This is a genomic window from Streptomyces sp. NPDC004647 (assembly GCF_040609575.1).
In the GTDB taxonomy this organism is placed as follows: Bacteria; Actinomycetota; Actinomycetes; order Streptomycetales; family Streptomycetaceae; genus Streptomyces.
Genome location: NZ_JBEXKU010000023.1, coordinates 70,160 through 93,358, shown reverse-complemented (window position 1 = coordinate 93,358; position 23,199 = coordinate 70,160). Strand labels below are relative to the sequence as shown.

General features: G+C 70.7%; 22 protein-coding genes. 14 read left to right on the top strand and 8 right to left on the bottom strand.

Going from position 1 to position 23,199, the window contains the following annotated elements; genetic code table 11:
- Positions 1 to 697: 697 nt before the first annotated feature.
- Positions 698 to 1,294 carry a GNAT family N-acetyltransferase gene (locus tag ABZW18_RS13235; RefSeq protein WP_356186284.1) on the bottom strand — a complete coding sequence of 199 codons (597 nt, stop codon included), beginning with the start codon at positions 1,292 to 1,294 and terminating at the stop codon, positions 698 to 700.
- Positions 1,294 to 2,064 carry a GntR family transcriptional regulator gene (locus ABZW18_RS13230; RefSeq protein WP_356186281.1) on the bottom strand — a complete coding sequence of 257 codons (771 nt, stop codon included), beginning with the start codon at positions 2,062 to 2,064 and terminating at the stop codon, positions 1,294 to 1,296. Before ABZW18_RS13230 ends, ABZW18_RS13235 begins: the two co-directional genes overlap by 1 nt.
- A 519-nt stretch (positions 2,065 to 2,583) precedes the next feature.
- Between ABZW18_RS13230 and ABZW18_RS13225 the strand changes: the two genes are divergently transcribed.
- From ABZW18_RS13225 to ABZW18_RS13180, 10 genes are all read left to right on the top strand, one after another.
- Entirely contained in the window at positions 2,584 to 2,844 is a 261-nt protein-coding gene (locus tag ABZW18_RS13225) for a DUF6284 family protein (protein WP_356186278.1), read from the top strand.
- A complete protein-coding gene (locus ABZW18_RS13220; protein ID WP_356186276.1) occupies positions 2,844 to 3,944 on the top strand; it encodes a conjugal transfer protein in 1,101 nt (366 codons plus the stop codon). Before ABZW18_RS13225 ends, ABZW18_RS13220 begins: the two co-directional genes overlap by 1 nt.
- Positions 3,944 to 4,291, top strand: coding sequence for an RRQRL motif-containing zinc-binding protein (locus ABZW18_RS13215; RefSeq protein WP_356186273.1), 348 nt, complete (start codon positions 3,944 to 3,946; stop codon positions 4,289 to 4,291). Before ABZW18_RS13220 ends, ABZW18_RS13215 begins: the two co-directional genes overlap by 1 nt.
- A gap of 2 nt (positions 4,292 to 4,293) precedes the next feature.
- Positions 4,294 to 4,611, top strand: a complete 318-nt coding sequence (locus ABZW18_RS13210) for a hypothetical protein (RefSeq protein WP_356186271.1) — start codon at positions 4,294 to 4,296, stop codon at positions 4,609 to 4,611.
- 103 nt (positions 4,612 to 4,714) lie between these two features.
- Positions 4,715 to 6,832, top strand: coding sequence for an FtsK/SpoIIIE domain-containing protein (locus tag ABZW18_RS13205; RefSeq protein WP_356186268.1), 2,118 nt, complete (start codon positions 4,715 to 4,717; stop codon positions 6,830 to 6,832).
- A gap of 204 nt (positions 6,833 to 7,036) precedes the next feature.
- Entirely contained in the window at positions 7,037 to 7,513 is a 477-nt protein-coding gene (locus ABZW18_RS13200) for a hypothetical protein (protein WP_356186266.1), read from the top strand.
- An 86-nt stretch (positions 7,514 to 7,599) separates the two neighbouring features.
- Positions 7,600 to 8,505, top strand: coding sequence for a bifunctional DNA primase/polymerase (locus ABZW18_RS13195; protein ID WP_356186263.1), 906 nt, complete (start codon positions 7,600 to 7,602; stop codon positions 8,503 to 8,505).
- A 2-nt stretch (positions 8,506 to 8,507) separates the two neighbouring features.
- The gene (locus tag ABZW18_RS13190; protein WP_356186260.1) at positions 8,508 to 9,983 is read left to right on the top strand and encodes an ATP-binding protein; all 1,476 of its coding nucleotides are present in this window, start codon (positions 8,508 to 8,510) and stop codon (positions 9,981 to 9,983) included.
- A 454-nt stretch (positions 9,984 to 10,437) separates the two neighbouring features.
- Positions 10,438 to 10,683: a helix-turn-helix domain-containing protein gene (locus ABZW18_RS13185; protein ID WP_356186257.1), complete on the top strand. Its 246-nt coding sequence runs from the start codon at positions 10,438 to 10,440 to the stop codon at positions 10,681 to 10,683.
- A 70-nt stretch (positions 10,684 to 10,753) separates the two neighbouring features.
- The gene (locus tag ABZW18_RS13180) at positions 10,754 to 11,992 is read left to right on the top strand and encodes a tyrosine-type recombinase/integrase (RefSeq protein ID WP_356186255.1); all 1,239 of its coding nucleotides are present in this window, start codon (positions 10,754 to 10,756) and stop codon (positions 11,990 to 11,992) included.
- 78 nt (positions 11,993 to 12,070) lie between these two features.
- Here ABZW18_RS13180 and ABZW18_RS13175 read toward each other — a convergent pair whose 3' ends face one another.
- The gene (locus ABZW18_RS13175) at positions 12,071 to 12,832 is read right to left on the bottom strand and encodes a phosphoglyceromutase (protein ID WP_356186252.1); all 762 of its coding nucleotides are present in this window, start codon (positions 12,830 to 12,832) and stop codon (positions 12,071 to 12,073) included.
- Between the two features lie 336 nt (positions 12,833 to 13,168).
- Between ABZW18_RS13175 and ABZW18_RS13170 the strand changes: the two genes are divergently transcribed.
- Both ABZW18_RS13170 and ABZW18_RS13165 read left to right on the top strand, forming a co-directional pair.
- Positions 13,169 to 14,440, top strand: a complete 1,272-nt coding sequence (locus ABZW18_RS13170) for an MFS transporter (RefSeq protein ID WP_356186250.1) — start codon at positions 13,169 to 13,171, stop codon at positions 14,438 to 14,440.
- Between the two features lie 68 nt (positions 14,441 to 14,508).
- On the top strand, positions 14,509 to 15,417 hold the full coding sequence (locus ABZW18_RS13165; protein ID WP_356186248.1) for an SDR family oxidoreductase: 909 nt from the start codon (positions 14,509 to 14,511) through the stop codon (positions 15,415 to 15,417).
- A gap of 119 nt (positions 15,418 to 15,536) precedes the next feature.
- Here ABZW18_RS13165 and ABZW18_RS13160 read toward each other — a convergent pair whose 3' ends face one another.
- On the bottom strand, positions 15,537 to 16,067 hold the full coding sequence (locus tag ABZW18_RS13160; RefSeq protein WP_356186246.1) for a YbjN domain-containing protein: 531 nt from the start codon (positions 16,065 to 16,067) through the stop codon (positions 15,537 to 15,539).
- Positions 16,057 to 17,436: a D-inositol-3-phosphate glycosyltransferase gene (gene mshA, locus ABZW18_RS13155; protein WP_356186244.1), complete on the bottom strand. Its 1,380-nt coding sequence runs from the start codon at positions 17,434 to 17,436 to the stop codon at positions 16,057 to 16,059. The genes ABZW18_RS13160 and mshA overlap by 11 nt, the downstream gene beginning before the upstream one ends.
- Positions 17,437 to 17,579: 143 nt before the next feature.
- On the opposite strand from mshA, the gene ABZW18_RS13150 reads away from it, so the two are divergent.
- Complete coding sequence (locus tag ABZW18_RS13150; protein WP_356186241.1) at positions 17,580 to 18,386, top strand: class I SAM-dependent methyltransferase; 807 nt, start codon at positions 17,580 to 17,582, stop codon at positions 18,384 to 18,386.
- 361 nt (positions 18,387 to 18,747) lie between these two features.
- Here the strand turns inward: ABZW18_RS13150 and ABZW18_RS13145 are convergent, their stop codons facing one another.
- Entirely contained in the window at positions 18,748 to 19,638 is an 891-nt protein-coding gene (locus ABZW18_RS13145; protein ID WP_356186239.1) for a helix-turn-helix domain-containing protein, read from the bottom strand.
- A 155-nt stretch (positions 19,639 to 19,793) separates the two neighbouring features.
- Between ABZW18_RS13145 and ABZW18_RS13140 the strand changes: the two genes are divergently transcribed.
- On the top strand, positions 19,794 to 20,825 hold the full coding sequence (locus ABZW18_RS13140) for an aldo/keto reductase (RefSeq protein ID WP_356186237.1): 1,032 nt from the start codon (positions 19,794 to 19,796) through the stop codon (positions 20,823 to 20,825).
- A gap of 195 nt (positions 20,826 to 21,020) precedes the next feature.
- On the opposite strand, the gene ABZW18_RS13135 is transcribed toward ABZW18_RS13140, so the two are convergent.
- Both ABZW18_RS13135 and ABZW18_RS13130 read right to left on the bottom strand, forming a co-directional pair.
- Positions 21,021 to 21,446 carry an NUDIX hydrolase gene (locus ABZW18_RS13135; protein ID WP_356186235.1) on the bottom strand — a complete coding sequence of 142 codons (426 nt, stop codon included), beginning with the start codon at positions 21,444 to 21,446 and terminating at the stop codon, positions 21,021 to 21,023.
- Entirely contained in the window at positions 21,446 to 22,951 is a 1,506-nt protein-coding gene (locus tag ABZW18_RS13130; RefSeq protein ID WP_356186301.1) for a CHAD domain-containing protein, read from the bottom strand. Before ABZW18_RS13130 ends, ABZW18_RS13135 begins: the two co-directional genes overlap by 1 nt.
- Between the last annotated feature and the right edge of the window lie 248 nt (positions 22,952 to 23,199).

Genomic DNA, 23,199 nt, shown 5'->3' with positions numbered 1-23,199 from the left:
GCACGGGGACGCCGCGCGGCGTCCCCGTGCTTCTGCGCGCCGTTGACGCGCCTGCGAGCGCGGGTATGGAGTGGACGGCAGGCGCTCTGCCTTCCGAGGAGGGATTTCATGACCGACTCCCCCAACACCGTTCCGGGCCGCGAACAGCAGTCCACCGACCGCTCACCCCAGCTGGCCGAGATGCCGGTACCCATGCTCGGCAACTGCGGCTGCGGGTCCGGGTGCAGCTGTGGATGCCAGAGCGGCGGCGCGTGTCAGTGCGGCGGCGCGTGCGGATAGCCGCACCGGCGGATACGTACGACGGAGGGCCCCGGCCGAGGATCTGAACAGATCTCGGCCGGGGCCCTCCGTCGGTGCGGGACGCCGGGGGGCGGCTTGCTACTTCTTCTTGCCCTGGGTCTGGCGGGCCTGTTTTTTTGACCAGGTCAGCGGAACACAAACTCCCGCTGACCTGCGATCGGGCGGTCATGGTTGGTCGTTGTTGACCGTTGCTTGTCGCCCCCGGAGGGCCCAGAGAGGGCCCGGCGGTGTCGCCCGGACCATCAGTCACAGTCACGAAGAGGAGCAGCCTCCCACCTGGCTTGCGAGCACAGCCTTCCCTTAGCCCGCTGGGAAACGCGAGAGGCCCGGATCTCTCCGGGGCCTCTCGTCTGTGTGTCGGCGACGGCTGTGTGGGGGTTGCGTGGCTGCGCGCCGCTCACTCACCACTCACTCGGAGACCCTCCTGAGATTGCGGTGGAACGGGGAGCGTCTGCTGCCTTAGCGGGGCGTCCGGGTGCATGGTCACGTCGGCGGAGCGCTGCGCCATCCAGCCTGAGAGCCGGTGCGAAGGTGCCTCCGTGCGCACGTGATGGAAGCCCTCGCGCAGGTAGTACTCCTGGAGGGCAACGTTGGCTCGCCAGCAATCGAGCCGGACCCAAGGCTTTCCCTGTGTGCGAGCAACGGAGCCGACCCAGTCGAGAATGCGCCCCCCGAGCTGCTGGCCGGCGGCCTTCCTCGCGGTGATGAGCTTCGCGACGTAGACGGCCGTCTCGGGCTCGTCTTCTTCGGTCCAGAAATCCCGGTCCGGGGGAGCGAGGGTCACGGTGGCAAGGATGGCGGCACGCCTCTCCACCACCCACGTGCGGTGGTGCTCGATGTCCACCTTCCATTTCGCCAGGGCTCGATCACGGAACCCTGGAGTTCGCCACTGGTCGATACCGGCCGCAGCGAGCCAGTCCTCGGCTTCGGTCCTCAGGCCCGTCAGGACTTCACCGTCGTGCAGCGTGGCGCGCCGGATCTCGTGATCGTTCATCAGACGTCCAATTCGTAGACGAGGGTGTTCAGGTGCCCAGGCGCCACGGTCACCATGACTCGGATCGGCGCACCGTCTTCGCCGTACCCCACCCGGGCGTGACGCGTGACGGGAGTTCCGACACCCTCGGGGAGTTCGAGGCGGGCGGCCTCCTCCGGCGTGGCCGGCGGCCAAGAACGGATCTCGTCGCGGAGCCGCTTTTGCGGGCGTCCGATGAAGGCGAGGATGCCGCCAGGTCGGGTTACGTCCTCTTCGACCATGAGGTCCGTGTCCAGGGCCACGGCGGTGGGGAACCAGGAGTCTGCGAGTTGAAACGGGGTCCCGTCGACGCGACGGACACGGCGGCGGGCAACGACGAATGTGCCCGGCTCGACGTCCAGCCAGGCCGCAACGTCCTCAGGAGCGGGCTCGACGCTGACTTGAGGGGTGTCCTGAGTGGCCTCGCGGCCCTGTTCCGAGGCGGCGGCCTTCCAGTCGTCGCGGCCTGTGGCGCTGTCGTCGCGCCGGTCTCCCCGCTCGAACTGGTGGAGGCGCCACTCAAGGGGACGTACATCGCGGACGAAGACGCCCTTCCCTTGGCGGCCTTCGACCTGCCCACTCGCCTTGAGTAGTGAGATCACGCGGTAGATCGACTTGTCCCCGACGCCGAACTCCTTCACCAGGTCGCTCGTGCTGGGGAGCTTCTGGCCGGGCTTGAGGTCGCCCTTGGCGATGCGATCGAGCAGGACGTCTGCGATGTCCCGGACTCCCGGGGCTGCCTTGGATGCCATGCCCAGCAGGTTACCCAACTTCCGGTCGGAAGTTTCAATCTCGCCGATCCACTTCGTGTCGGAGGTTGTCCCAGGTCAAGTGATGGATCGTCAATAAGTGTACCTGGCCTGGATGCACGCCCTTCCTAACTTCGTGTCAGAAGTTGTTGACGACCCCTCACGATTGCCTCTACCTTCTTACTCAGCGGAACTTCCGACACGAAGTTCTGAGTCGCCTGGAGGGCCCCGTGAAACGGGTCCGAAGGAAGCGCTCGCCCTTTGAGAACTCAACAGTGGACCGAGGATCTACCGCCTGTCCTCAGGTGCAAGAAGGCGGTCCGCGCGGAGAACGACCCGCGCAATTCGACCTCTCCGCAGCACGTCTGCGGCCGGTTGCCTCCTCCGCCCGTCCGACCTTGTGGCCGTACGGGCGGGGCTGAGGGGAGCCGGAATTTACCCCGCTCCAACGGCACGCGGCCCCGGTGCTTCACCACCGGGGCCGCTTCGGGCCGTTCCTCGCAGAAGGGATTCAACGACCCAATGAGGTTCATCGTTGCACGTCAGAAAGCTGTTACGCCCCCGAGCGCGGACGTCGAGCCGACGGACGCTGAGCTGGACGCGATCGAGCGCGAGATGCCCGTCATCGAGGCGCAGATTGAGTTGCTGGACGCGCAGATCATCACGCTGGACCGCTCGCCGTGCGAGCTGGACGTTCGGCGTATCCGCCGGGCCCGGCGTCGGGTCCTGGCGGCCCGGCGCGAGCTGGCCAACCGCACCGCCAGTTCTCCGGAGGTGGCCTGATGGAACGCCGGCCGCTGAGTAAGGCTCAGAAGCTCGTTCTCACAGCGGCATTCGTGCCGATGCTGGCAACCGGCGGAGCCGGGGCCTACGGCACTTACACCAACATCAGCGGCTCCTACGGCGAAGGCACCGCACTGGGTGCGGTGGCGGCCGGTGAGGGCGCCACGGCGGTCCTGGCGCTGGTGTTGCTGGGGCTGACCATGCTGGGGCAGTCGTCCCCGGCTGTGGTCCGTGCCGGTCTGTGGGTCCTGCCGGGGGCCGCCTCGGTAATGGCCGGCATGGCAGGTGAGGACGGCGGCACAACCGTCATTTACGCCCTCACTCCGCTAGGCATGTCGGTCGCCGCTGAGGGCATGGCGTTCCTGGCCCGGCGGATCGTGGTGCACACCGACGGCCGCGACGCGGAGAACGAGCGCCACACCGCCGATCTGGTGCAGGCACTCGCCTACCACCGTGCCCGCGCCGCGCATCACCCGACCAGCCGGGTGCGGAAGCATTCGGACCGGGCGTCGTGGCGGCTGGCCCGCAAGGTCGGGGTCGGGGACGTGGCGCTCGGATCGAGGCTGCTGGACGTCCAGCGTGACCGCGTCACCGCCGGTGCGGACGCCGCGCTCGCTGCCATGTTCGGCGGGATCCCCCTCGATCCGACACCAGCCGCGAATACGAAGGAATCAGCCGATACCAATAGGAAACGGTCTACGGCTGACCTGCCCGAATCGACCCCGGACCCGGTGGTGACGCTGAGCCGGCTGACTCTGCCCGATCCGGTCGCGGTCGACCTGGGCAAGTCGATGCCGCTCAAGCCGCTCCCACCGGTCGCCCCTGCTCCGGTCGCCTCGATCGAGCGGCGCGCGGTGGCGGCTGAGTCGACCCGAACGCGCCGCGCCACCGGCCGTGTCCCGGCCGTGGCGAAGTCGACCCGCCCGAAGCGCACGCCGGAACAGTTGCTCGTCGAAGCGCGGGCGGCGACGGCCGATTGGCCGGACGCGAAGGTGACCGGCGAGGGCATCCGCCGCGCGATCCACACGTCACCGGCGAACGCCCGGTCGCTGCGGGACACGATCCTCGCCGAACGCGCCGCCACGGCTGAGACCGCGTGATGGCGACGCTGCCGGTCTACCGGTGGCGCCTGGCCCCGGACGGCTACGTCACCCGCCGACAGCTCCGGGCATGCGGACTGCGGCCCGGTGGGCAGTGTGTGGCCGCTCAGCTCGAACGGCCACGGCGCCGCCGGGGGCCGCTGATCGCCTACCTCTACCGCGTCGACCTCGCCAAGCCCGTGCGGCCGATGACCCCGGGCCGGTGGGCGGCGCTGGGCAAGGCGAACGCTGCCCGGCGCATCTGCCCGGAGTGCCGGACGGATGCGGGCTACGTCATCCCCCGGTCGCTCGGTACCTGCGTGACGTGCGCCTACCCCGACCCTGCCGACTCTGCGAGGAGCGTCTGACCATGCGCAATGCCGATATCCGCCGCCTGGACCGCGCGATTCAGGCGACCACGAAGAAGTTGGAAGCGGTCCGCCGGGGTGAGTGGTGGCCGCTGAACGGCAGTGAGCGCCGGGCGATGGCCCGCGCCCTGGCCGGCGGCTCCTACCGCGCCGCCCGGGGCCGCAGCACGGGCCGTGCCGAGGCGCAGCTCGACTCCACCGGCAGCGCTGCCGAGATGCGGCTGAACGCGGAGCTGACCGCGCTGCACGGCGAGCGTCAGCGGCTCACGACCGAGGCTGCCCGCGCCAAGGCCAAGAGGAAGTCTTCCGGCTGGTTCTGACCAGCCCATTTCGGTGCCGGGGTGGCCGCCTCTTTCCACGGACACGGCCACCCCGGCTCTCCCTTACTCCCGCCCCTTGTGGGCAGTCAGGAGCACTTCCAGCATGTCTGAGAACGTCGTCCACCTCCACAAGCCCAGCGACCCCCCGACCCCCGACACCGCCCCCACCGTGCTCACGGTCGTGCCCGACGCGCCGCCGGCCCGGCCGGTGCCGCTGTGGGTGCGTTCCGGGCGTGCGGTGAAGGTGGCCGCCACGCACGAGTCGACCAGGGCGACGATGCGGGCTGCGGCCCGGCACAGCCTGTACACGCTCAACGGCGGGCGGATCGTGGCCCGCCGGACCTGGGACGGCCGTACCGGTGCCCGCTACGAGCGGATGATCCGCGCGGCGGAAGCCGCGGGGAACCTGGAAGCGGCCGAGGAGTGGGAGGAGCGGTTGCAGCGCTTCCGCGCCGCCCGCCACCACCGCCGCATGGACCTGCTCCACTCCCCGGTAGAGGCCGCCAAGGGGGCCGCCGTCGGCGCTGGCATGAGTGTCGGTGTCCTGGTCGCCCTGGGAGTGGTGATGGCCCTCAACACGGGGCATGTCGGCGACGTGATCACCCCGCTGTCGGCGACGATCGACTTCATCGCCCTGCTGATCCGGATCGTGCAGGTCGTGTGGGGTCCGGCGCTCACGATCGGCCCATTCCTCGCGCTGCTCGCCCTGTGGTCCGTCGGCCGCAAGCAGCAAGCCGCCCCGAACTGGGCACTGCCCGCGAACGTGCGGTCGGGTGAGGGGGAGCCGATCACGCCGTCGATCGTGGTCAAGGCCCTGCGCGACCTCGGAGTCCCCGCCCTGCGCAACGCCATCAAGGAGATGGGCGACGCCGGCGCCTCCATGCTGGGACCGATCCGGATCGCCGGATGCGGCGTGGAAGTCGACGTCACCCTTCCCTCCGGGGTGTCGACCAACGAGGTGCAGGGCAAGCGCCGCAAGCTCGCCGAGAACCTCACCCGGCACGAACACGAAGTGTTCATCACCATCCCGCAGGCCGCGCGGACGGTACGGCTGTGGGTGGCCGACTCCGGGGCACTGGACGAGCCGATCGGCCCGTCCCCGCTGGTCACCGACGACACGATGACCGCCGACTACGCCAAGGGCCGCGCCCCCTGGGGCCAGGATCTGCGCGGAGATGCTGCCGCGCTGAGCCTGTACCAGCACCACCTGCTCATCACGGGCCTGTCCAACCAGGGCAAGACCGTGGCCCTGCGCTCCCTGGCCCTGTGGCTCGCGCTGGACAAGTCGGTGCAGTTCCTCATGGGCGACCTCAAGGGCGTGGGCGACTGGAACATGTTCGACGGGCTCGCCACCACCCTGATCCAGGGCCCGACGGACGAGCACGTGATCCAGGTGACCGAAATGGTCGAGAGCGCGGTGAACGAGATGAACCGCCGCATCCAGGCCCCGCCCGGCACCGTGTTCCCGCCGCTGATCGTGCTGGTCGACGAAGCACAGGTGGCGTTCATGTGCCCGGCCAAGGACAAGGACAAGCGACCCTACGGCGGGTCGAAGGCCAACTCCCGGTACTTCATGGCCGTCCGGAAGATCCACAACCAGGGACGGGCCGTGAACGTGCTGATGTGGCAGGGCACCCAGGACCCGACCAACGAGAACCTTCCCAAGCTGGTCCGCGAGGGCGCCCACACCCGCGCATCCCTCGCCCTCGGCACCGAATCCCAAGCCCGCATGGCCCTGGGAGACAAGGCCGTTGACGGCGGGGCGGCGCCGAACCTGCTGCGTCCGGGGCTGGACCGGGGGACCCTGGTCGTCGCTTCCGACGGCGTCACCATCCCGGCCGGACAGTCGTCCATCACGGTGCGCACGCACTACATCGACGACGACGCAGCCGAGGCCATCACGGACCGGGCCAAGGCCCTGCGCGACGGCGTGACCACGCTGCACGCCATCGAGCGGGGCGAGGAACACGACCCGCTCGCCGACATCGCCGCCGTCGTCGGCGACGCACCCCGCGTGCGGACGAAGGACGTGCTGGCGCGGCTCGCGACGCGGAACGCGGACGCCTACGGCGGCTGGTCGTTCATCGACCTCAAGCGCGTCCTGGACGACGCCGGCGCGGAGCCCTACAAGTCCGACGGCGTGATGGTCGTCGCCCGCGACCGCCTCGCCCGCGCCCTCGCCAACCGCGACACGGACGGTTCCGCTTCCGCCGACGGATGACAGGGAGCGCGCCGCCGACGGGTCAGGGAGGCAGGGAGAACTCCCTGAACACCTCCCTGGCCCACTTCCCTGGCCCTGACCTGGACAAATGATCGTTCAGGGAGTCAGGGAGGCGCGCAGATCAGAGCCCCCGAACACCCCTCCAGAGCGCCCCCTCAAGGGGGTGTCTGTGCCTCCCTGGCCACGCGCCGGAAGGGATTCCGCATGTACCCCGACACCACCCCTCAAACGGCCTCCACGGGCGCCGGGCTGGGCGAGGTTCAGGCCGAGGTCGAGGCCCGGCGGATCATCGCCGACGCCTACCGGCCCACCGCCTACCGCGATGACACCCCGGTACCCGCCCACGGCGACACCCCGCCCGTCGCCCAGCCCGGACGGACCCCGATGAGCCAGGGCGCCACCGATGCCAGCGTGCTCATGCTCGCCGGCGGCGCCACCACCGCCATGGTCGGCGGCACCGCGGCCGTCCTGATGTACGTGTCCCAGTTCGCCGACCCGGTGGTGTGCGGCCTCGTGTTCGGCGCCCCCACCGCCCTCGTGCTCGCCCTCGGACGGCTCGCCAAGCGCGCCAAGCCCGCCCCGGACATCCACCACCACTACCAGGGCCCCGTCTACCAGGACCGCCGCAACGTCCACAGCCGCACAGCCGGCGTGTGGGCCAAGACGAACAACCACCAGTGACACCAAGGGCGGCCCCCATCGTCTCGCCAAAGCCGCGGGGCCGCCCTTGCCAACCAGAACCAACCAGGAACTGGAGATACCCCAGCATGACTCAACCCACCACCATCCGGCGAGTGCCGGACACCGTCCCAGGGCTGAGCGGCGTACCCGAGGCACCGTACCCCCTGCACACCGCGCTAAGCCTCGCGGTGTCCGGCGTGCCTGTCCTGCCCCTGCGCCCGGGCAAGATGCCATTCGGCAACTGCCTCATCTGCGCGCACAACGCGTGCGGTGGCCGGCCGAACATGAAGACCCCCGGGCCCTGCCGCTGCCCCGGCGTCTGCCACGCATGGGCCGCCGCCACCACCGCCCCCGCCGTCGTCACCTCACCTGCATGGGCCGCCGCGTGGCGGCAGGCTGCGTGCGTCGGCTACCACCCCGGCGGCGCCGGGCTCACAGTCGTCGACCTGGACGACGCCGACGCCCTCGCATGGGCGCGCCGGAGTCTGGCACCCACCCGGACCGTGCGCACGACGCGGGGTGAGCACTGGATTTACTGGGGTGCGATGCAGTCCGCGAACGCCGTGCGGCCCGGTGTCGACATCAAGTCGCTTATGGCCTACGCCCGTTGGCTCGGCCCCGGAACCGGCACCATGACCGACCTGCCGGACGCCGTGCGCGCGCTGACCGTGAAGGCGCCTTCCACGGCCCGGCCTGCGCCCCACGCCATCACCGTGCCCTCGCCGGTCGGGGGCGGCCAGTGCCGCCATCGCACGCCGGCCTACCTGGACCGTGGCATCGCCATGGCGGAGCAGCGCATCACCGAGGCTCGCAGCGCGGTGCACGCGACCGCCTACCGCACCTTTCTGGCCGTGCTGTCCGCGCATGGCCGGTGCGGCTGCCTGACCGACGCCCACGTCGCGCGGCTGTTCGCCGCCGCGCAGGCCAAGGGCGAATCGCCCCGGCACTGCGCCGACGCGTGGTCCAACGCCCGTATCCGGTTGGGACTGTAGCCATGGCCGAGGACGAGAAGACTCCGGCCCGTGAGGTCATCACCGACTACGCGCAGGCGCACTTCCGGTACTTCCGCACCGCGGATGGGACCGTGTACGCGCAGAAGAACGGCCATCCCGTGGCCCGCCCAATCCGCTCGCAGGGCACGACGGGCAGCCACCGTCAGGAACTCATGGTCGGCCTCTTCCGGGACGGGTACGGCGTGTTCAACGGCGCCGCACTCAAGGAAGCGTTGGACTTGATCGAAGCACTGGCGCTGACCGAGGACGTGCAGCCCGTCCACATCCGCGTCGCCCCCGGATTCGACGGGGCGACGTGGCTGGACCTGGGCCGAAGCGACGGGCAGTCCGTCCGCATCCACCCCACCGGCTGGGACATCGCCATCCCCGACCCGCAGGAAGTCTGCTGGCGCCGCACCCAGCTCACCGGCGAACTGCCCCTGCCCGCCAAGGACACCGACGGCAAGGGCATCGACCTCCTGCTGAGGCTGTGCAACTTCGCAGGCGCGGAAACCGAGTGCCTGGCCATCGCCTGGCTCATCGGCTGCCTCGGACCGTCCGTGCCCGTCCCCGCCCCCTTCCTCACCGGCCCCCAAGGCGCGGGCAAGTCCACCGGCGGACGGATGCTCGTGAGGATCAGCGAGGGCATGAGCGGCGACCTGCGCCGGGCCCCGAAGGATGAGGAGAACCTGATCGCGGCCGTGGCGGCCGGATGGGTCACCGCTCTGGACAACCTCTCCCACATGACCCCGGACCTATCGGACGCCATGTGCTGCATCGTCACCGGCGCCGAGAACGTCAAGCGCGCCCTGTACACCGACGGGGACGTGGTCCGCGCCCGCTACCGCCGCCCGATGCTGCTGACCGGCATTGACGTGGGCGTCATCCGACCCGACCTCGCCGAACGCCTCCTGCCCCTGCGTCTGGAGCGCCCGAGCGTCCGGCGCACCGAGGCGGAGCTGTGGGCCGAGTACGCAGAGGTGCTGCCGGTCGTTCTCGGGTCCTTGCTCGATCTCACGGTCAAGGTCCGTGCGGCTGAGGCGGAAACCCCAACCGACCTGCGGATGGCGGACTTCGCGCATCTGTGCGCGCAGCTCGACGCGGCGGCCGGCCTGGGCGCGCTCGCCGCTTATCGCAGGAGCCTGGATGATCTCAACGACGATGTGATCGAGGGTGACTTGCTCGCGCAGACCGTCCTCCGACACGCCGACAGCATCGAGGCGGGCGCAGAGCAGCGGATGACCTCTACCGAGTGGCTGCACTGCCTCAGTCGCCTCTACAGCGGCGACGAACTGCGTCCCCTGCCTAAGGGGTGGCCGACCACGGGCAAGGTCCTCTCCGACCGCCTCAAGCGCCTCCAGCCGACGCTGGCCTCTCGTGGCGTCCTCATCGACGCGGGCCGCACCAGCGAGGGCCGCTACCTCGAAATGACCCGCCTGGCAGCCCCGCCGCCACACGAGGAGAAGCGGATGTTCTGATCCGCGCCCCGGCACGATCGTCCGGACAAGCAAGAAGAGCACCACCGGGCAGGCGTGCTCCTCTTGCTGTTCGGCGGAACGCCGCCCGATGGACGCGCCGCGCAGCGGCTCCTTCTTCACGCTTTGAGGGCACCACAACAGACACCCCCCTCTTTTGTCCTAAGAGGAGAGACGCTGCGTCATCTGCGTCATGCAGGCCGGAAAACGGCCCCTGACCTGCGGCTACAGCTATGACGCAGACGGCGGTGCCTGCGTCATCCTGCGTCATCTGCGTCACCGGATGACGCAGCCCATGACGCGCCAATGACGCACCCCCAAACCACTGCGTCACACAAAACCGCAGGTCAGACGCGCGAATGACGCTGATGACGCAATGACGCAGAAATCCGGAGCTCGGACACACGCGCACCGCGAGAAGCCCCCGAACGCAACACGACCCGACACCGAGGCCCCTATGAGCCGACCCTGTTCCGCTCAACCCGATGCTCGCGCTGCCCTCCGCAGTGGCCTGCCCGACCGATACCTCACCCCCGACGACATCGCCGAGATCTTCGGCGTCCCCCGCGAAACCGTCTACCAGTGGCGCAGGAAGCGCACCGGCCCGCCCGGCTTCCGCATCGGCAAACACGTCCGTTACGACCCGGGCGAAGTCGGTGCCTACGTCGCACAGCTCAAGAACGCCGACCGCGTGGCGGTCTGACACACCTCACACAAGCAGGGCCGGCCGCGCGGCCGGCCCTGCTCCATGCCGAGAGAGGACTCCGCCGAATATGGCAGGCAGCATCCAAGACCGCTGGTTCAAGACCGAGACCAACGCCGACGGCAAGACCGTCCGCGTCAAGACCGAGCGCTATGGGACCGGCATGCGCTACCGGGCCCGCTACTTCGCGCCCGACGGCAAGCGCAAGGGCAAGTCCTTCCTCGACGGACAGAAGCGCCTCGCCGAGCAGTGGCTGAGCAAAATTACGGCGGACGTGGCTCGCGGCGACTACATCGACCCGAACGCGTCCCGAACGTCGTTTCAGGAGTTCGCGGAAGGCTGGCTCGCGAGCCAGAGCGGCGACCCGAACACCCGTGCGTCGATGCAGTCACAGCTCAAGCTGCACGCCTTCCCTCGCATCGGGTCGCGTCCTCTGGGGTCGTTCCAGCCCAGCCACATCCGCGAGTTCGTGACGCAGCTCGAAGCGTCCGGCATGTCCGGCGCGTACGCCCGCGTGATCTTCTCCAACGTCCGGGCCGTGCTCTCTGCGGCCGTCGAGGACGGCTACCTCCGCCGGAATCCGTGCAACTCGCGCACAGTGACACTTCCCGAGATGGGCACGCGCCGTGTCGTCCCGTGGCAGCCGGAACGCGTCTTCGCCATGCGGGGCGCCATGGCCGAACGCTTCCGACCCATGGTCGACCTGGGCGCCGGCTGCGGCCTACGGCAAGGCGAGATCCTCGGGCTGTGCGTCGACGAGGTGGACTTCGACAGCGGCACCCTGCACGTGGTGCAACAGCTCAAACTGAGCTTGAGCAAGGCCGTGCTCGCGCCCCCAAAGGGCGGCAAGCTCCGTGACGTACCTCTGCCCGATCCCGTGGCGGAAGCGCTCAAGGAGCACATCGAGCGCTTCCCACCGGTCGAGATCACGTTGCCGTGGATGCGAGCGAACGGCCAGCCCGTGACCAAGCGTCTGATCTTCAGCGGGCCCAACGGTGGCCACGTCTGGCGTACGTCGCTGAATGAAGATCACTGGAAGCCCGCACTGGCGGCCGTCGGCGTCATCCCGATGGCCAAGAGCCGCGCGCACGCTGCCGCCCGGGAGCACGGCATGCACGCCCTGAGGCACTTCTACGCGTCGGTTCTGCTGGACGCGGGAGAGAGCATCAAGGCCGTCAGTGAGTACCTGGGGCACTCCGACCCGGGACTGACGCTGAAGGTGTACGCGCACCTCTTGCCGAGTAGCCGGGACCGCGCCCGGCAGGCTCTCGGCCAGGTACTCCGACCGCCGCAAGGGTCGTCGCGCTGAGGTCCCACAGAGGGCCCAGGCCGTGAAAATGCCCCCGCTCCGCGCCGTATGCGCAGGTCGGGGGCATGATCACCAAAGCTACTTCTTCTTGCCCTGGTTCTTCACGGCCTCGATGGCGGCCTGCGCCGCGTCCGGGTCGAGGTACGTGCCGCCCGGGTTCACCGGACGGAAGTCGGCGTCCAGCTCGTAGGAGAGCGGGATTCCGGTCGGGATGTTCAGGCCGGAGATCTCCGCGTCCGAGATGCCGTCGAGGTGCTTGACGAGGCCGCGCAGGCTGTTGCCGTGGGCCGCGACCAGGACCGTACGGCCGGCCAGCAGGTCCGGGACGATGCCGTCGTACCAGTACGGCAGCATGCGGACGACGACGTCCTTCAGGCACTCGGTGCGCGGCCGCAGCTCCGGTGGGATCGTCGCGTAGCGCGGGTCGTCGCTCTGCGACCACTCTGCGCCGTCCTCGAGCGGCGGCGGCGGGGTGTCGTACGACCGGCGCCACAGCATGAACTGCTCCTCGCCGAACTCGGCGAGCGTCTGCGCCTTGTCCTTGCCCTGGAGCGCGCCGTAATGCCGCTCGTTCAGCCGCCAGGAGCGCTGGACCGGGATCCAGAGCCGGTCGGCCGCCTCCAGGGCGAGCTGCGCGGTGCGGATCGCGCGCTTCTGGAGCGAGGTGTGCACGACGTCGGGGAGCAGGCCTGCGTCCTTGAGCAGCTCACCGCCGCGGACGGCCTCTTTCTCGCCCTTGTCGTTCAGGTTGACGTCCACCCAGCCGGTGAACAGGTTCTTCGCATTCCACTCGCTCTCGCCGTGGCGGAGGAGGATCAGCTTGTACGGTGCGTCGGCCATGTCGCCGAGCCTAATCGACGTCGTCGCGCCGAGGGGACGGCCCCCGTGGCCCCTCGCGGACTGCCCCGCGCTACGGATCCGGGGGCTCGGCGGCTCCGAGCCCTTTTCCCCTGCGCCTGCCCGTAGCCCCAGGGGCTTCCACGGCGGCCGGCCCCGGCAGCGTCCGCCGTAGCTTCCTCCAAGGGCCCGCCCCCGTAGCCCCCTATGACTCCTGCCGGGGTCCGCGCCACCTGGGAGGCCGACCCCCTTCCCCCCGAAAATCGGTGGTGCCCGCCCCGCGGCGGTCGTAAGCTGCGCTTGCCGATATCACCACTTACGTCGCCGGGGGGCCGCTGCGTGTTCACAGCCAATCTGAGGCGAGCGGTCGTGGAAAGCGTCTCCGGTCTTCCCCGCGCGTTCTGGTGGCTGTGGACGTCCACGCTGGTCAACAGGCTCGGTGCGTTCGTCGCCACCTTCCTGGCCCTCTACCTGACGGTGGACCGCGGCTATTCGGCTTCGTACGCGGGCCTGGTCGCGGCCCTGTTCGGGCTCGGCGGCGCGGTGTCGGCCGTGGTCGCGGGGGTGCTGACGGACCGTCTGGGACGGCGGCCCACGCTGCTCGTATCGCAGACCTGTACGGCCTTCGCCGTCGCGCTGCTCGGCTTCATGGAGCACCCGATGGCGATCGCCGCGGTCGCCTTCCTGGTCGGCATGGCGAGTAACGCCTCCCGTCCCGCGGTGCAGGCGATGATGGCCGACATCGTCGCCCCCGAGGACCGGGTGCGGGCCTTCTCCCTCAACTACTGGGCGATCAACCTGGGTTTCGCGGTCTCCTCGGCCGTGGCCGGCCTGCTCGCCGAGCACAGCTATCTGTTGCTGTTCCTCGGCGAGGCGGCGATGACGCTGCTCTGCGCCGTCCTCGTCTTCGTCAAGCTGCCGGAATCGCGGCCGGAACGGGCGGGCGTCGGTGACGCGGCGCCGGAGCCAGAGGTCGGCATGGGCGCGGTGGTGCGCGACCGGCGCTTCATGGCGATCGTCACCCTGTCCTTCCTGATCGCGACACTCTTCCAGCAGGCCTTCGTCGCCCTGCCGGTCGCGATGGGCGAGGCCGGCTACTCCAGTACCGAATTCGGCCTGGTCTTCGCGGTGAACGGCGTGCTGATCGTTGCCCTGCAGATCCCCGTGACCCGCTTCATCGAACGCCGGGACCCGGCACGGCTGCTGATCATCTCCGCGGTGCTCACCGGGTACGGCTTCGGGCTGACGGCCTTCGCCGGGTCGGTGGCGGGGTACGCGCTGACCGTATGCGTCTGGACGCTGGGCGAGATCATCAACGCGCCGACCCAGATGGGCCTGGTCGTACGCCTCTCCCCCACCCATGGGCGCGGCCGCTACCAGGGCGTCTACACCCTCTCGTGGTCGTTGGCCGCGCTGACCGCACCGCTGATGAGCGGCGTCGTCATCGACCACTACGGCTCGGACACGCTGTGGGGCTTCAGTGCGGCCGTCGGTACGGTGGCGGCCGTCGGCTACTGGCTGCTGATGAGGAATCTGCCCGCCGAGCAGCCGCCGCTCCTCGACAAGGTCAGTGAGCTCCCGGCCGGCCCTTGTCCGGATTCCGTGACCTGACATCGCATTAGCATCCTATCTTCAGCGAGTCAAGCTGGAGTGGTGAACATCATGCTAGGTTCGGCGGCATGGGGACATCACTGGAAGGCACAGTGGCGTTGGTCGCCGGAGCGACTCGTGGAGCGGGGCGCGGAATCGCGGTGCAACTCGGAGCGGCCGGAGCGACGGTCTACGTCTCCGGGCGAACGAGCGGGTCCGAGCGATCGGAAATGAACCGGCCGGAGACGATCGAGGAGACCGCGTCGCTCGTGGACGAGGCCGGCGGGCACGGGATCGCGGTCCGGGTCGACCATCTCGTGCCAGACGAGGTGAGCGCGTTGGTGAATCGCATCAGAAGCGAACAGGGCCGCCTCAACGTTCTGGTGAACGATATCTGGGGAGCCGAGATCGAGTGGAACAAATCGGTCTGGGAGTCCTCCTTGGACACGGGGCTTCGCACGCTGCGCCTGGCCGTCGAAACGCACGCCGTCACCAGCCATTTCGCGCTGCCGCTGCTCATCGGGACGCCAGGCGGCCTGGTTGTCGAGGTGACCGACGGAACCGATGAATACAACGCGGCCCATTACCGGGTCTCCTTCTTCTACGACCTGGCCAAGGCGTCGGTCAATCGAATGGCGTTCGCGCTGGCGCACGAGTTGCGGCCCCATGACGCGACAGCTGTGTCACTCACTCCGGGTTGGCTGCGGTCGGAGATGATGCTCGAGGCCTACGGCGTCACCGAATCGAACTGGCAGGAGGCGACAAAGCGCTCGCCCCACTTCGCCATTTCCGAGAGTCCGGCATTCGTCGGCCGGGCCGTAGCGGCGCTCGCACAGGATCCCAACCTGTCGCGCTGGAACGGAAAGTCGCTGTCCAGCGGGCAGCTGGCGAAGGTGTACGGCTTCACCGATCTCGACGGCAGCCGGCCCGACGCCTGGAGGTACGTCACCGAGGTCCAGGACGCGGGCAAGCCCGCCGACGTGACCGGCTATCGCTGACGCCTCCCAGCCTGTCTCCCTGCCCGCCTGCCGTCCTGGCTGCCTGAGTCAGACCGATCGCATGGCAGGTAGCGCAGGGCCGTTGGCGAACGGCGGCCCGCGGGTGGTGGCGCCGGCACTCACTCCGGTTCGGCGGAGTCCTTGACGAGGTGGGTGAACGCGTCGAGGTTGCGGGTCGACTCGCCGCGGGCCGTACGCCAGGCGTATTCCTTGCGGATCGCGGTCGCGAAGCCCATCTCCAGCAGCGTGTTGAAGCTGCCGTCCGCGTTCTCCAGGACCGTGCCCAGCAGGCGGTCCAGCTCCTCCGGTGTCACCGCGGACAGCGGCAGCTTCCCCACCAGATAGATGTCGCCGAGCCGGTCGATCGCGTAACTCACCCCGTACAGCCGGGTGTTGCGCTCCAGCAGCCAGCGGTGGACCGCCGCGTGGTTCTCGTCGGGGTGTCTGACGACGAAGGCGTTCACCGACAGCGAGTGGTTGCCGATCACCAGCGAGCACGTCGTCGACAGCTTGCGCGTACCGGGCAGTTTGACGACATATGTGCCGTCGGCCGGGCTCTCCCACTCAAGGTCCGCGTCCTTGAGCGTCTGCTCGACGATCTTCCGCGCGAGGGGTGCGGGGGGTGCTCCCCGGGAAGATTCAGTAGCCATGCGGCGAGCCTAGACGACGGCGCTCGTGCATGGCCTCCGCGTACACCTCCGCCGTCGCCGCGGCGGCCGTGTCCCAGCCGAAGGACTCCGCGTGCCGCGCGGCTTCCGCGCCCATCCGGCCCACCAGTGCCGGGTCGTCACTGAAGCGGCGCAGCATCCGGGCGTAGTCCGCCGGGTCGTGCCCGGACACCAGGAAGCCGCTGACCCCGTCCCGTACGGCCACCGGCAGGCCGCCGACCGCGGCCGCGACGACCGGTGTGCCGCAGGCCTGGGCCTCGATCGCGACCAGGCCGAAGGACTCGCTGTACGAGGGCATGACGAGGACGGACGCCGCGCGGTACCAGTCCGCGAGCTGGTCCTGGTCGACCGGCGGCCGGAAGGTGACCACATCACCGATGCCGAGCCGGGCCGCCAGCTTCTGCAGGCCCTCGGGCTTCGCCAGGCCGCTGCCGCTCGGACCGCCCACAACCGGCACCACGATCCGCTCGCGCAGCCGCGGCTGTTCCTCGAGCAGCGCGGCGACCGCGCGCAGCAGGATGTCCGGTGCCTTCAGCGGCTGGATACGGCCCGCGAAGAGCGGGATCAGCGCGTCCTGCGGCAGTCCGAGCCGGGCCCGGGCGGCGGAGCGCCCGGCTTCGATACCGGGGGGGCCGGGCCGGAAGCGCTCCAGGTTCACCCCCGGGTGCACGACGGCGACCTTGCCGGGGTCCGCTTCGTAGTGCCGTACGAGCTCGTCGGCCTCCTCGTCGGTGTTGGCGACGAGCCGGTCGGCGGCGCGGACTATCTGCGTCTCGCCGATCACGCGCGCCGCGGGCTCCGGGGTGTCGCCGTCCGCGAGCGCGGCGTTCTTGACCTTCGCCATGGTGTGCATGGCATGGACCAGCGGGACCCCCCAGCGCTCGGCGGCGAGCCAGCCGACGTGCCCGGAGAGCCAGTAGTGGGAGTGGACGAGGTCGTAGTGGCCGGGGCGGTGGCCGGCCCACGCCTGCATCACGCCGTGCGTGAAGGCGCACAGCTGTGCCGGGAGGTCTTCCTTGGCCAGACCTTCGTACGGGCCCGCGTCCACATGCCGTACGAGGACGCCGGGCGCCAGCTCGACGGTGGACGGGAGCGTGCCGGTGGTCGCCCGGGTGAAGATCTCGACCTCGACGTTGATCGCGGCGAGGCGCTTGGCGAGCTCGACGATGTAGACGTTCATGCCGCCCGCGTCACCCGTACCGGGCTGGTGCAGCGGCGAGGTGTGCACGCTGAGCATCGCGATGCGCCGCGGGCGGCGCGGGGTGCCGGGCAGCCGCAGCCGGGACGGGCCCACGAACGTGCCGTGGGCACGGCCGCGGAGCGCTCCGAGACGGGACGCGTACTGGCTCACCGCGCGAGACCTCCTTGCCGGGGGCGGGCACCCCTCTCGACCGTGTAACCAGCGGAATGCCCGCTACCATTTCCGCTTTGCCAAAACGTGACGGTCGACTCCTCCGGCGGGGACCTCCCCTCCCACCGCATACCCTCCTCTCCATGGCTCCCCGCACCCCCTCCTCCCGGCCCGTCGGGACGGCGACTCGCGGGACCACCCACCCGAACCGGCTGCGGCGCATGGACCGGTGGATCGCCGCCGCGCACGGCGGGGCGGTGCGGCGGGACCGGGACGGGGTCGCCGTCGACCTCGGGTACGGGGCCGCCCCGTGGACCGCCGTCGAGCTGCTGGGACGGCTGCGCACCGTACGGCCGGACGCCCGGGTGGTCGGCATCGAGATCGATCCGGTCCGGGTCGAGGCCGCACGCCGCTACGAGCGCGACGGGCTGGTGTTCGCCCACGGGGGCTTCGAGATCCCGCTCCCCGCGGGCCGGCGGCCGGTGCTGATCCGGGCGGCCAATGTGCTCCGTCAGTACGACGAGGCCCAGGTCCGGGGCGTATGGGAGCGGCTGTGCGCCCGGCTGGCGCCCGGCGGGCTGCTCGTCGAGGGGACCTGCGACGAGATCGGGCGGCGGCACGTATGGGTCGCGCTCGGCCCCGAGGGGGCGCGCAGCGTCACCTTCGCAACCCGGCTCGGCTCGCTCGCACACCCCTCCGACCTGGCGGAACGGCTCCCCAAGGCGCTGATCCACCGGAATGTGCCGGGCGAGTCCGTGCATGCGTTTCTGAGCGAGTTCGACCGTGCCTGGGCGGCCGCGGCGCCGTTCGCCGCGCTGGGCGCCCGGCAGCGCTGGATCCACGCCGTACGCGCCCTGTCCGGGGACTGGCCCATCATCGACGGTCCGGCCCGCTGGCGGCAGGGCGAGGTCACGGTCCGGTGGGAAGCCCTGGCGCCGCGCGACGCCTGACCCGGTGATGCCGGTGATGCCGGTGATGCCGGTGATCCGGCCCGGTGACCCGGTGACCCGGTGACTCAGGCCGCGGGTGGCTCGGCCGGCCGGTCAAGCCCCGGTGACCCGGTGACCCGGTGACTCAGCGGCGGGTGGCTCGGCCAGCCGGTCAAGCGACGCGTGGTCCCGTGCCCCGATGGCAGATGGCTTGACCGCCTGGCATAAGCGGCCGGTCATCACGTCATCCGGCCGTCCTGTCATCCGGCTGTCCCGACATCCCCCCATCCCGTCGTCCCCCGCCCGACCCCCGTCATTCCGTGATCCGGTGGGGATCCGGTGGGTCCGCCCCGACCGACCGCACGGCGACAGGGCTGCCGGATCACCGTCCGCCCGTAGGACCCTGTCTCGCGAGGCTGCCGGCCTCGCGCCCCGCCGCGGCAAGCAGCCGCAGGGCGTCGGCCGTCGCGGTCCCCGGCTCCGCGATGTAGGTGCACAGCACCTGGTCGGGGTCCACCGGTAGCCGGAACGTCTCGTACGTCAGGTTCAGTTCGCCGACTGCCGGATGCATGATCCGCTTGACACCGTTGTACCGCTCCCGGACCGCCTGCTCCTCCCACAGCCGACGGAAGATGTCGCTCCGCTCATGCAGTTCGCCGAGAATCCGGTTCAGCCGCGGGTCCTCGGGATGGCGCCCGGCCTCCGCCCGCAGCACCGCCACCGTCTCCTGCGCGATCTGGTCCCACTCCGGGTAGAAGGTCCGGGCGTCCGGGTCGAGGAACACCAGCAGAGCGCCGTTCGGCACCGGTTCCGGACCCGGAACCGGGCCGTAGCCGAAGCAGACCAGGCCGCCGAGCCTGTTCCAGGCCAGCATGTCCAGGCCCCGCCCGTAAATGAAGGCCGGGACCGTGCCGTCGACAGCGTCGAGCAGCCGGCGGACCTCGGGCCGGACCCGCTGCGCGGAAGCGGGCTCATCATCCGCGCTGCGCCGCCTCGGCAGCGCGATGTTGCGCAGATACGTGTGCTCGGCCGCGGTCATCCGCAGCGCCCGCGCGACCGCGTCCAGCACCGAGTCCGAGATGTTGCGGCTCCGGCCCTGCTCGATACGGGTGTAGTAGTCGACGCTGATCCCGGCCAGCTGGGCGACCTCCTCCCGGCGCAGGCCCCTGACCCGGCGGCGGGTCGCGCCGTCCGGCAGCCCGAGCTCATCCGGGTCGAGCGCGGCGCGCCGCGCCTTCAGGAACGAGCTGATCTCCGCTTCCGCATGCACCATTCCATTATCGGTCGGCGAAGGTGGTCCTGGCAGACCCGGGTTGGGCCGGGCCTGGTCCCCGCTTCGTACGGCCCGGAGGGTGGGAGTCACACAGCCACGTCATGTGTGAAGCCGCATGCAGCCGTTATGAAGCCCTATTCGGAGGCAGAACTCCTATGAAGCGCAGGACACTCGGCGGAACCGGTATCTCGGTCAGTGAGTACGCACTTGGCGCGATGATGTTCGGCGCCTGGGGCAACAACGACCACGACGAGTCGCTGCGGATCGTCGACCGCGCGCTGGACGCGGGCATCAACGTCATCGACACCGCGGATGTCTACAGCCAGGGCGAGTCGGAGGAGATCGTCGGCAAGGCGATCAAGGGCCGCCGCGACGACATCGTGCTCGCGACCAAGGCCCACGGCTCGATGGGACCGGACGCCAACGACGGCGGCAACTCACGTCGTTGGATCACCCGGGCGGTCGAGAACAGCCTCCGCCGCCTCGGCACCGATCACATCGACCTCTTCCAGATCCACCGGCCGGACCCGGCCACCGATATCGACGAGACCCTGTCCGTGCTCTCGGACCTGGTACGGGCGGGCAAGCTGCGGGCCATCGGCCATTCGACCTTCCCAGCCGAGCAGATCGTCGAGGCCCAGTGGACGGCGGAGCGGCGCGGACACCTCCGCTTCCGCACCGAGCAGCCGCCGTACTCGATCCTCGCGCGCGGTGTCGAAGCCGCTGTGCTGCCGACCGCCCAGCGCTACGGCATGGGCGTGCTGACCTGGGGCCCGCTGAGCGCGGGCTGGCTCTCCGGCAAGTACGGAAAGGCCTCGGACATCGATCTGAAGGCCGGCGGCCGGGCCGCGCTGGAACAGCACAAGTTCGACCCGGCGCTGCCGGAGAACGCCCGCAAGCTGGAAGCCGTCGGCAAGCTCTCACAGCTGGCGGAGGAGGCGGGCCTGAAGCTGCCGCACCTGGCGATGGCGTTCGTACGGTCCCACCCGGCCGTCACCTCGCTGATCATCGGGCCACGGACGCTCGCCCAGCTCGAGAGCACGCTGGAGGGCGTGGACGCCGAGCTGAGCGAGGACGTCCTGGACCGGATCGACGAGATCGTGCCGCCGGGTACGGACCTGAACCCGGCGGACAGCTACTACGTGCCGCCGTCGCTGGCCGACAAGTCGCTGCGGCGCCGCCGCTGAGTCCCAGGAGGCGTGCTGTGGGCGCGGTGTTCGACGTGGGCGGCTCGGGCAGGGGGGTCCTGCTCGGCACCCGGTTCCAGGTCTCGGTCGGTCGGTCGGGGCAGGGTCGGGGTCGGGTCGGGGCCGGATCCGGCGAGTGGCCCTCGCCCCGACAGCCCGCGCGGCGCATTCCCGGGGGCGCGTCCCGAGCCCCGCTCAGGCCATGTGCAGGGCGTTCAGCAGGTCGTCGACGAGGGCGCGGTCGCGCTCATGGGTGAGGCGGAGGCGCGCCGCGGAGGGGGCCAGCCAAGTGAGGCGGTCCACCTCACGATTGGGCACGAAGTGTCCGTCCGTGGCCTCCGCGGCCCAGTAGCGCACCTCCTTGGGGCGCCCTCTCGCCGGGTAGTAGGCGGTGGGCAGCGCAGCGCCCAGTACGCAGTCGAAGCCCGTCTCCTCGTGCACCTCCCGCAGCGCGCCCTGCACCGGGCCCTCACGGCTCTTCAGCTTCCCCTTGGGGTGCGACCAATCGTCGTACTTCGGCCTGTGCACGAGCGCGATCTCGATCTGCTCCGGGTGCGGGGAACGCCGCCACAGCACGCATCCCGCCGCCCGGATGGCTCCGCAGTCCCTGCCGTCGTCCATCAGGCATTCACCGCAATTCGCTGCCAGAGCCGGCCGAAGGCGAAGCGGGCCGCCTCGACGTCGTGCCGCTGGTCGGCATGGAGGACGCCGAGCGCGTACGCCGTCGCGGGGGCGATCCGCGGCGTACGGGCCGCGGAGGCCGCGGCGGCCGCGGCCTCGGCGGCGTCACGGTGCCGCTCCAGCGCCTGCGCGACGCTGTAGAGCCGGACGCTCAGCGTGGGTTCGTCACCGGCCGGCCCGTCGGCGGCCGCCGCGTCCAGCACCTCCTGGGCGTACCGGCGCAGCCGCACCAGCAGCCGCACCTGGTGCCAGGGAGCGTCCTGTTGCTCGGCCGCGGGCGGCGCGTCGGCCGCCGCGGTGGCGGCGAGGCCGTGGACCAACGCCTCCGCGTTGTACGGGTACCCGGCTCGGCCCAGCGGCAGCCCGTCGACCGCCTCCTCCAGCCGCCGGTGCACCTGCTCGGCCAGCGGCCCCAGCACCTCCTCGGCCGGGCCGTCCGCGGTCTTCGGATCGAGTGGCGCCTCGGAGGCCAGTACGGCCACCGCGTCGGCGACGGCGTGGAAGCGGGACGAGCCGAGTGCCTGGAGCGCGGCGGAGTGCGCCCGGGTCCTGGCGAGCGTGAGCTGCCGCTCCAGGAGGGCTCCGGCGCGCGCGGCGCCGACGGTGAGCGCGCCGCCCGGCGAGGTCGTCGCGGCCCCGGCGGCCGGGCCCGAGCCCTCCGCGGGACGTGTCACGCTGCCGGAATCCGCCGGACTGCCGGTGGTGGTGTCCCGACCCGGCTCCCCTTCGGTGGCGCCGACCGCACCGGGGAGAGGGGACGAGGCCCGAGCCGCACCGTCGGCGACGCGCTGCGCGGACTCACGGCTGCGCGCCGCCCGGGGCTCACGGTCCCGGTCCCGGGCACTCTGAGCGTCCCGCGTGCTCCGTACATCCCGCGCGTTCCGTCTGTCCTGCCGGGCCTGCCCGTCCTGCCCGTCCTGTGCGCTCCGTGCGTCGGATTCGCCGCCGCCCTTGGGCACGCGTTCCGCAGCGCACACAGCCTCCTCGAGACGTGCCCGCGCTGCGTACTCCTGCTGGTCGTACCCGTCCGCAGACGTACGCCCGGGTGCGGCACCCGTGGCACCCGCGACCGAGTCCGCTCCGGAAAGCCGGTGCAGGGCGCCCCGCAGGCGCGCCAGCCGCGCCGCGTACGCGTGCTCACGGGCGAGCACGCCCGACAGCCAGACCAGTTCCGCGCACAGCGGGTCGGACCACGCCGTGTCGGTGAGCGGCCGGAAGGTGTGCAGCGCGCCGCTGATCCTCCGCGCGGAGCGGCGCAGCTGGCGCGCCGCCTCGACCGCCTCGCCCGCTTCCGCGCCGCTCTCCCGGTGCAGCCGCAGGCTGCGCAGGAACTCGGCGGCCTGGGTGTGCAGATATCCGGCCAGCACGTCGCGGGCGGTGAGGGCCGGGGCCTGTCCCCCGGCCGATGGTTCCTCCGGGCCGCGCGGGCGCTGGGTCGTGACCATCACGCGCGTCCCCTGTGCCGATGCCTCCGGGCTGCCGGGTGCGGACGGACCGCCCCGGTCCGCGCGGTCACGGTCAGCCGCCGGGTCCCGCTCGCCCACCGGTTCACGTTCACCCGCCAGGTCACGGCCACCCGCCAGGTCACGGTCACGCGCCCGGTCACGGTCACGCGCCGGGTCCGTGCGTTCGGTGGCCGTCCTGGCCGTGGTCTCGCCGTCCGGGCGCGGGTGCGGGCCGGACTCGGGGCCCA